The following is a 2,857-nucleotide window of genomic DNA, read 5'->3' as shown; positions in this document are numbered from 1 at the left end:
CCCACATAACCCGCCTCGGTGAGGGTGGTTGCGTCGGCAATGGTGAACGGAACGTTCAGCAAACGAGCCAGTGTTTCGGCAAGCAGGGTTTTACCCGAGCCTGTCGGGCCGATCAGCAAGATGTTGCTCTTGCCGAGTTCGACGTCGTCATTCTTTTTGTCACGCTGGTTCAGGCGCTTGTAGTGGTTGTACACCGCTACTGCGAGAACCTTTTTCGCACGTTCCTGACCAATTACGTACTGATCAAGGATGCCGCTGATTTCTTTAGGCGAAGGCAATTTATGCGCGCTGCTTTCGGCCTGGGCTTCCTGCACCTCCTCACGGATGATGTCATTGCACAGGTCGACGCACTCGTCGCAGATAAAGACCGAGGGGCCGGCAATCAACTTGCGTACTTCATGCTGGCTTTTGCCACAGAAGGAGCAATAGAGCAGCTTGCCGTTGTCCTCGCCGTTGCGGGTGTCAGTCATTCGTTCGATCCAAATCCGATAGGCTTGCAACACAAGATGAAGGCTATTGCGGGCTTTTTCAAGCCCGCCGGTGATCAGACCAGCTGACCAACCCTATTTTGAGCTGCTTATTTTTAAGCCGGGCGCTGGCTGATCACTTCATCGATCAACCCGTACTCACGCGCAGCTTCTGCACTCATGAAGTTGTCGCGATTGGTATCGCGCTCGATTTCTTCAAGCGTGTGCCCGCTGTGCTTGGCCATCAGCGTGTTGAGACGCTCACGAATGAAGAGGATTTCCTTGGCATGGATTTCGATATCCGAGGCTTGGCCCTGGAAACCGCCCAGAGGCTGGTGAATCATCACACGCGAATTCGGCAGGCAGTAACGCTTGCCGGCGGCACCGGCCGTCAGAAGAAACGCACCCATGCTGCACGCTTGACCGATACAGGTGGTCGACACGTTTGGTTTGATGAACTGCATGGTGTCGTAGATCGACATGCCAGCCGTCACCGAACCGCCCGGGGAGTTGATATATAGATGGATGTCCTTGTCCGGGTTTTCCGCTTCAAGGAACAGCAGTTGCGCACAGATCAGGTTGGCCATGTAGTCCTCTACCGGACCAACCAGAAAGATCACTCGTTCCTTGAGAAGGCGCGAGTAGATGTCATAGGCGCGCTCGCCACGAGCAGACTGCTCGACAACCATCGGGACCAGGCCGCCTGCGGCCTGGATATCAGAGTTCTGCTGAATATACGAATTACGGAACATGCTCTGCAGTCACTCCCAAATAGTTATGTCTTGAATACGCATAAGCCAGCACGAAGGCTGGCTTATGGTGATTTCTTCTTACCGCAAAAACGATCAGTCGGCTTGTGGTGCTTCTACCGGCTTGACTGCTTCTTCGTAAGAGACCGACTTGTCGGTCACACTAGCTTTCTGCAGAACAGTATCCACAACTTGCTCTTCCAGCACAACCGAACGGACTTCGTTCAGTTGCTGGTCGTTCTTGTAGTACCAGGACACAACCTGCTCAGGCTCTTGGTAGGCCGAAGCCATTTCCTGAATCATTTCGCGAACGCGGGTTTCGTCAGGMTTGAGGTCGAATTGCTTGACCACTTCAGCCACGATCAGACCCAGTACAACGCGGCGCTTGGCTTGTTCTTCGAACAGCTCGGCCGGCAGTTGGTCTGGCTTGATGTTGCCGCCGAACTGTTGAACAGCCTGCACGCGCAGACGGTCGACTTCGTTGGACAGCAGAGTCTTGGGCACTTCGATCGGGTTGGTGGCCAGCAGACCGTCCATTACCTGATTCTTGACCTTGGATTTGATCGCCTGACGCAGTTCACGCTGCATGTTCTTGCGAACTTCAGTGCGGAAGCCTTCCAGACCGGTTTCCTTGATACCGAATTGAGCGAAGAATTCTTCGTTCAGCTCTGGCAGTTTTGGCTCGGAAACAGTGTTCACGGTAACGGTGAACTCGGCAGTCTTGCCGGCCAGGTCGAGGTTTTGGTAGTCCTCTGGGAAAGTCAGGTTCAGAACACGCTCTTCGCCGGCTTTAGCGCCAACCAGACCGTCTTCGAAGCCAGGGATCATGCGGCCGGAACCCAGTACCAGCTGGGTGCCTTTKGCGGAACCGCCAGCGAACACTTCACCGTCAACCTTGCCGACGAAATCGATGTTCAGTTGGTCTTCGTTCTGGGCAGCGCGTTCGGCCACTTCGAAACGGGTGTTCTGCTTGCGCAGAATGTCCAGCATTTTGTCCAGATCAGCATCAGCCACGTCAGCGCTCAGGCGCTCTACGGTGATACCTTCGAAACCGGCAACGGTGAACTCAGGGAATACTTCGAAAACAGCGACGTATTCCAGGTCCTTGCCAGCTTCCAGGGATTTAGGCTCGATCGAAGGCGAACCAGCCGGGTTCAGCTTCTGCTCAACCACAGCTTCGTAGAAGGAAGACTGGATTACATCGCCCACGGCTTCTTGACGCGCATCAGCACCGAAACGGCGCTTGATTTCGCTCATTGGCACTTTGCCTGGACGGAAGCCAGCAATTTTGGCCTTTTGGGCGGTCTGCTGCAGACGCTTGTTGACCTGGCTCTCGATGCGCTCAGCCGGCACGGTGACGCTCATGCGGCGCTCAAGAGCAGTAGTATTTTCAACAGAAACTTGCATGGATATTCCTCGTTGCACAGACGTTAGCCGGCCGTTTCCGACCCCAGAATCAAGGGCATGCATTCTAGTGGGTCAAACTCAAGAAGTCACCCTACTGAAAACGGGTAAAAACGCAGCAGGCAATTTATAGGTGCGAATGCACGAATGCACCTCGCCCCGATGGCAAATATAGCCAATCACGCCAGGGCCCTGCGCCAACCCTTCTATATATAGAAGCGGTTGCCAAGCATCTCC

General features: G+C 54.4%; 3 protein-coding genes. All 3 read right to left on the bottom strand.

All coding sequences use genetic code 11. The features are described 5' to 3' along the window. The coding region (locus tag AC1DRJ_RS23500) for a ClpX C4-type zinc finger protein (protein WP_477804257.1) at positions 1–470 on the bottom strand (470 nt) is incomplete at its 3' end. A gap of 113 nt (positions 471–583) precedes the next feature. Continuing rightward, positions 584–1,219, bottom strand: coding sequence for an ATP-dependent Clp endopeptidase proteolytic subunit ClpP (gene clpP, locus AC1DRJ_RS23495; RefSeq protein WP_033057292.1), 636 nt, complete (start codon positions 1,217–1,219; stop codon positions 584–586). A 93-nt stretch (positions 1,220–1,312) separates the two neighbouring features. Beyond that, entirely contained in the window at positions 1,313–2,623 is a 1,311-nt protein-coding gene (gene tig / locus AC1DRJ_RS23490) for a trigger factor (RefSeq protein ID WP_477804256.1), read from the bottom strand. Positions 2,624–2,857 lie beyond the last annotated feature (234 nt).

It is taken from the genome of Pseudomonas sp. P5_B2, from assembly GCF_056400445.1.
Note: the sequence above shows the minus strand (reverse complement) of the source record. Positions and strands in the feature narration are given on the sequence as shown.

Coding starts and splice junctions, on each gene's coding strand:
- clpP (WP_033057292.1), bottom strand. CDS start 1,219: ATGTTCCGTAATTCGTATATTCAGCAGAACTCTGATATCCAGGCCGCA.